4 protein-coding genes are annotated in these 6464 nt (G+C 44.8%); 1 reads left to right on the top strand and 3 read right to left on the bottom strand.

Annotated features, from left to right (window positions below; genetic code table 11):
* Positions 1-156 precede the first annotated feature (156 nt).
* The 3 genes from KDK19_RS22205 to KDK19_RS22195 all read right to left on the bottom strand — a co-directional run bounded on the left by KDK19_RS22205 (position 157) and on the right by KDK19_RS22195 (position 4289).
* Positions 157-2166 (bottom strand): hypothetical protein, encoded by a 2010-nt coding sequence (locus KDK19_RS22205; protein WP_257255227.1) that lies wholly within the window; start codon positions 2164-2166, stop codon positions 157-159.
* A gap of 131 nt (positions 2167-2297) precedes the next feature.
* The gene (locus tag KDK19_RS22200; protein ID WP_257255226.1) at positions 2298-3467 is read right to left on the bottom strand and encodes a hypothetical protein; all 1170 of its coding nucleotides are present in this window, start codon (positions 3465-3467) and stop codon (positions 2298-2300) included.
* Positions 3468-3599: 132 nt separating this feature from the next.
* On the bottom strand, positions 3600-4289 hold the full coding sequence (locus KDK19_RS22195) for a hypothetical protein (RefSeq protein ID WP_257255225.1): 690 nt from the start codon (positions 4287-4289) through the stop codon (positions 3600-3602).
* A gap of 375 nt (positions 4290-4664) precedes the next feature.
* Between KDK19_RS22195 and KDK19_RS22190 the strand changes: the two genes are divergently transcribed.
* Positions 4665-6209: a TatD family hydrolase gene (locus KDK19_RS22190; protein WP_257255224.1), complete on the top strand. Its 1545-nt coding sequence runs from the start codon at positions 4665-4667 to the stop codon at positions 6207-6209.
* The last annotated feature ends 255 nt before the right edge of the window (positions 6210-6464 follow it).

Genomic DNA, 6464 nt, shown 5'->3' with positions numbered 1-6464 from the left:
AGAAGCAGGAATTTTTAGACCAATTTATTGCAACCGCAGTAGGACAGCCTTAAGTGCGACAGGCTGCTAGCCCTGAGCTTGTCAAAAGCTTCGACTAGCCCAGGGCAAACGGTATGGGGTATTAAGGAATTTCATCAGGCGCTGGGTAGTTTGAGCTTAATTTCCCCGTGGATTTTGATCAGTGACTGGTGATTGTTGCTCCAGAATGTTTATAGATAATTTGCACAACCCTTTTATAAGGGCTTGTAAAGGAAAACTACAATTGTGTGCTAATCCAAGATTATGATTGCCATCAATAACATTAGAGTTGTCACACAGCAAGCGTCTTTCTATTTCCCCTGAAGTTTCCATTATTTCAGGATCAGGTCTCTTAATACGCATCACATGTGCGAAGTAGTTATGTTTTTTGTGAGCATGCTTTGAATGATAAAAAGCACCATTCATTTCATAAGGTTGCATAGCTAACCAATAGACTATTTCTAATGCAACTCTATTCAGCCATTGTTCAAAACCGGTATCATCCAATCCAAGATTTTTCTGCAAGCTTATCGTTTTTGTTGAATAATACCCACACAAAAAATGTTCCAGAACTTCTCTGACAAATGTCTTTACATCTTCAACAGCTAACGGGTTTTTGTAATGAAACTCAGGATTTAAACGTTTTCCACGAGCATAAACAATAACAATGGCAATAATGTTATCCATAAGGGCATTAAAATAAGCTAATAAGTTTCCAACCTCTGGAAAGAACTTTGTATTTAGAGTGTTCCTGGAACTCAGGCTCGGCAATATGTTTCCAAATATTTGGCTGTCGCCAAGGTCTCTAAGTCCGGACCAGGATAAATCTGAGCACTCAGTGTCTCTTACCCAATTACAAATTGATCCGGGAAAGCTATCTGCATTTTTACAAAAAACATTGGATAGCGCTCCCATAGTCGTCCATACAGGGTAGCCTTTTCTGGGTCTGTATTTATCATGCTGTACTTTAATAAGACTGTCGAATGTCAGACCGTATCTTGCATAGGTTCCTATATCAATCGCTGCCTTTTTTAACCCTTCTTCGGACCTTCCGTGTGGATTTTTGGTATCTGATGAATCTAATTGGCTTGCATAATTAACATAATCTTGTGATGCCGTGAAAAGATAACCGTGTAGTCGACCTTCAGAAATTTCGAGCTTGTAATTATTTTCAGACACAGGAACAGAAAATAAACCTTTACTGAAAGGTATTTCACTGGCGAAATCCTGATCAGAAAATAAGTTGTGCAAGGCATTGTGTATTTTAAGCTCACGAGTGAACTCATCCCATGGTTCACCTTTTCGTTGATATTTAAAGTACAAGGTTCGATTATCAGGAAGAGTGAACTGGAAGGATCTTTCACCACATTTTTTTTCAACTGTGGCTTCATCTGATAACATTAATTCTATTTCTAGATCTTCCTCATTTGTGCTTATTTTTGGATTTTGTTTTTTTATTTCATCTTCTATTTTGTGGCCGATTTCAATATCCGGGGGTAAAAAATGACTATTTTTGTAACAGGCAATAATAAGTTCAGAAAAATAAGGATTATGTCCTTCGTAATTTAAACTTGCTTTAGCGAATAAAAGTTCTGGTGGAGCGCAGGATTGCAGGGGATGACTGTTTTTTGCTGATTCAATAATGTCTTCCAGACTTTCAGTTGAGAATAGATACTTGCTTGTTTTTGCTGCATCATACAATTTTTCACGGCTAACTCTGTGTGAATGATGAAGTCTATCTTCAATTTTGTATCTCAATGCTTGTAATCTTGCTATTTTATTGAACAGAATCTCTTTATCTGCTGTGCTGAATTCTTGTTTGAGTTTTTCCAGTTTTTTTTCACTAATAACCCTCTTACCCATTTTTATTATCAGATAGAGCCAGTCTTCGTCACTGAAATGTTGGGTGTTGCCATGCAGGTAATCGCTCATCAATGATATTTTGTATTGTTCACCAACAGTGAAATAACCTTCTGGCTTTGCCAACGTTAAGATTTTGCTGATTTTTCTCTGATGAAGGGGCTTTTGCTCATGTTGAAGAGTTTCATCGATAGTCAAACGCCTTTTATTTTCTGCACTCAGATCTTTCTGGAAGACTGTATCTGCCCTGATGGGCTGGGGTTGTGAGGGGATTGGTGACAAAAACATGGAAGTACTCCTTTACAATTCCATTTCATACCTTTTATTGGTCCATATTTTTCCGAAAAAGTTCAAAATTTTGATGCTTCGCCCTGAGCTTGTCGAAGCCTCTGACAACCTCAGGCACTCAGCTTCACGGGTTAAAGTGATTCTATTTGCTCCTGAAGATTCTCCTGAACAACTTCAGGCCACTGACCTACATAAGTCCTGATAAAGCCACTCTTTGATATCCCGTGTCTGTTCATATCTTCAAACAGCCGCTTCAGATCAAGGCGCACTTCAGACGGTTCCAGAACTGAAACAGAAAGCCCCAAGGTATCAATCAGCGAAAAGCCCGACTTTTCATCATAAAAGACATTATTGAAGTGCAGGTCACGATGAACCGCTCTGGAAAGAGTAGAAAGCCCATCCAGTTCCGAGTCTCTGTGACGCAGGTGAAAGTGCGCCAGAATTTGCCCAAACCCTGAAAACATGGCATCAATGTCAACCTTGCTTGTGGGTTTACGGGACTGTGCAACCCAATCTTCCAGAGAATGTCCCTTCACGGCTTTAAACAGGGAATGAATTCGCCCATTAACCAATCCACTCCATTCATCAAAACCAAAAGCCACTGGCTCCTCTTCAGGCACAAAGTAGCATTCAGCCACTTTCAACATGGGAGCAATCATAAAGCCACTGTTGGCATAGCCTTTCAAAATATACTGCTGACCGTTGATCTGTATCGTGCTCAGCGAAGACACCGAAGGAAAATGAATCAATAAATCCATGACCTTGCCCTCGTACATTTTGTCAGACAACCCCTGTAAGGCCGAATAACGCAGGGGAATTTCCTGCCACTGACTGGCATTGTTCCCCGGCCAACGCCAGTTGAAATAGTCTGCCAAGTCGGTTTGCCAATTATTACAGGCCATTGTTGCAGGCTCCATGGCTCCCGTTTCTCTCAACAGCCTCACTGCTTCTGTGCGGTTTTTACTGGAAATCAGGGACTGACAGAACTCACTGCCCAGCTTGGGCTTCCAGAGTTCAAAGGGCTGGACATTACATTTGGATATGGAAATGTTCAGTGTCTCAGGCCATGAAAAGGAAACCGCAGACACAGCCACAGCGACCAATAAAAGAACGTAATCATCCCGATAGGCCCTGGCCAAAGAAATGAATAGTGCGGCCGAGGGGATCTGGTAGCCGACAGAACGACTGCATTCCTCAGTCTGGCAACTTTCTGAAGAAAACGAGTGTGGTGCCTGTGTCAAGAGCAGCAGGGTCAGTAGAATAGGAGGTGTCTGTCCATAGACAAAGCGGGTTGGCGGCATGATGCACTCCTCAATCAGTCCTTTAACATTTTTAGACCCTGATCGTTCCAGAGAGTTCAATGGCTATCGAACATCATGCAATGATCCCGATTCATGCCGCCAGCCTGGATACAGTTAACAAGCCTCTACTTTTCAATAACCACGAGGTGTCTCGTGCTGTCTCCATTTGAAAAACTTTCCGTAACACAAACCCAGAACATCTCCAATAGTGACCCAATGGAACCATCCGGTGCATCTGCCGACCTGTGCTACAGCAAAATAGGATGCCACCGTACCTAGCAGAGCAGCCGCGCCGTAACCAACCCATAATCCGGCTTCAGCAGCGGTGCTTTTCCAGTTCTGGCAGCTGCCAGTCAACTCGTCAAGATAAGATCGGGTTGTGTCACAGGCAGGCCGTGTAAGTGTCGAAATATAATACTTGGGATAGATATATTGCCATTCCGAGCCAGTGACTGTGCAGGGTAATGTCTCTGAGCCGGTATCCTGAATGCTTTCCTGACTCTTTAGTAAAGCAGTGCGGATTGCTTCACGGCCAAGACATTTTTTCATGGCCTGAATATCAAGCCGTGAAGCCTTGTCGAATTTAGTTGTAAAAATGGTACGTTCCCACTGAAACACAGTTTCTCCTGTTGACGCATTAAGCGCACAACCACCGATGCAGTCAAACGGATGGTTTTTACAGACCTCTTCACCGTTCGGACAGGAAGCATCGAACATAATGCCATTGATGTTTCTTTCTGCAACCGGGTTTGCTGCAACCAAAGCAGAAGAGAGGCCCACAGAAATTAAAATAAAGCTGTTGCTCAGGAGATTGACCATCACTATTTTTTACTCCAATTGAAAAAAAGCGCAGAGATGCACTGGCATCTCTCATTAAGGCTGCTTAAAAATGGCATAAAATCAGCGACATTCAATTTTGAAGTGATTCCATCTGCTCCTTAAGACGCTCCTGAACATCTTCTGGCCACTGATCGACATAGGCCCTGATAAAGCTAGTCTTTGATATTCCTCTTCCCTTCATCTCTGCGAACAGTTGACATCAGATTCCTGTTTTCCTGTTAGTTATGCTTACGTCAATGTTCTGAACTTTCAATCCAAGAACCACTCTGATTTATTTGAGGTCATCGCTGTTGAATGCCCTTCAACCCGATATTCTTGTAATCAAGGATAATACCCACTTAATAGAAGAAGCTTAATATGATTAACTCGGATCACACTATCGGCGCAGTTGGAGGTTCAAACCCAACCACGTCACAACCTGTTCAACCTCAATCGCAAGAGACTGGAGAAGGTGCTCGTTTCGGTAGGACTGTCAGTACTGGTGATAGCAACAATATAGTTTCAGTAAGAACACCCAACTTATCTCATTCTCAAACGGTCAGATCAGCCACTTTAAGCCCTGATGGCAGATTTGTGAAAGTTGATAATGTCGATGAAAAAGCGATACTTTCCAATATCACGTCACCCAATTCAGTGTCCCCTCATGACGTTAGCAGCAAAGGTACGCAGTGGGCCGCCGACGAAGCGGACCTGAAAGTCTGGCAAGAAGGCCGTTCAACAAAGCCACGAAAAATGAAAAAAAAGAAGAAGTGCTCAGGTTCTGCTGACAAGCCTTTTTCAGGCGTTTCTCTCGTTGCATCCCGATACCATGGCAACCCGAACTACCATACCGTTCAGGGTCAGCAGGTCATGGATAAGAACCCGGAGTCCCGATATTGCCAGCGCTCAACCGGGGCCTCTGCATCACCTGATGTGCCTGCCACAGATGATGATTCCTGGAGTTTCCAGTTATCTGCCGGGCCAGAGTCGGGCAAGGTATATCTGACTCGCCCGAAGTTCAGGCCTCTATACATGACGCCACTGGTTGATATTGGAGCCAATCTCGTTAAAGACAGCTTTAACTTGCCCCGGGTTATTGCAGAAGCTTCCCGGGCAGGGGTTGGTAGCATCATGGTAACGGGCACTTCCATTTCTGCGTCGAAAAAGGCTCAGAAACTGGTGGATCAATGGTCGGAGCCATCGGCGAAAGCCACTGAAGCTTGTGGATTTTCAGATTCCCCCCCATGCTCTTTGTACTATACAGTGGGATGCCACCCACACCACGCCAAGAATTTCCACCGGGATGGTGGCATACGGGAAATGAGAGAAATACTTGAACAAGGGGATCGTCACTGCATTGCGGTGGGTGAGTGTGGATTGGATTACGATCGCAAATGGTCGTCTCCTGAAGTGCAACGGACCGTGTTCAGGAAACAGTTGGCGCTGGCTGCAGAGCTGAAAAAACCACTGTTTTTGCATGAGCGGCTTGCCCATGATGACTTCATGGGTATTCTGGCAGACTACATAAATCAGTTGCCTTCACCAGCCATGGCTTGCGTTCACTGCTTCACCGGTAACAGTGAGCAACTGCAGGCCTATCTTGATCTGGGCTGTTCCATCGGAATTACCGGTTGGATCGGCGACAAGCGTAACAAAGATCTGGTTAAGGCACTGCGCTCTGTCAGTTGGGAGACTCTGCGTGAGCGCCTGATGGTTGAGACCGATGCACCGTTTTTAGAGCCTTATCTGGTCATGCCACCGCGGTTAGAGCATCGTCGGGGTGGCAAAAGAGAAAATGATAATGAACCGGCTAATCTGCCCTATGTGATCCATGCGCTGAGCCAGGTGCTTAGAGTGGATGGCGAAGAGATTGCCGCTGCAACCACCGACAATGCCAGACGTATATTCTCGCTCGGTGACTGAGGCAGTATTGGTATCCCGCCTGCAATGAGTCGGATTATTGACAACCTCCCCGCCGTAAAGATTGTCTGGGCGACCCCGTCTGGGCGACCCCGTCTGGGCGACCCCGTCTGGGCGACCCCGATAAAAACACGGGCAGAAAGCGGGAGGTATTTTACTTTTCCTGTCAGGTAGCGTAATCGCTATAAACACCTGACGGAGTCGTTAACCCGCCGCAGGTGATAGACCGATGGACGTGAACATTGCACTTCAGATCAT

The sequence above is a fragment of the Endozoicomonas sp. ONNA1 genome, from assembly GCF_024606325.1.
Classification (GTDB): Bacteria; Pseudomonadota; Gammaproteobacteria; order Pseudomonadales; family Endozoicomonadaceae; genus Endozoicomonas_A.
The sequence above is the reverse complement of the archived record's forward strand: the minus strand, read 5'-3'. Positions and strand labels throughout refer to the sequence as shown.

Coding starts and splice junctions, on each gene's coding strand:
- KDK19_RS22205 (WP_257255227.1), bottom strand. CDS start 2,166: ATGTTTTTGTCACCAATCCCCTCACAACCCCAGCCCATCAGGGCAGAT.
- KDK19_RS22190 (WP_257255224.1), top strand. CDS start 4,665: ATGATTAACTCGGATCACACTATCGGCGCAGTTGGAGGTTCAAACCCA.
- KDK19_RS22200 (WP_257255226.1), bottom strand. CDS start 3,467: ATGCCGCCAACCCGCTTTGTCTATGGACAGACACCTCCTATTCTACTG.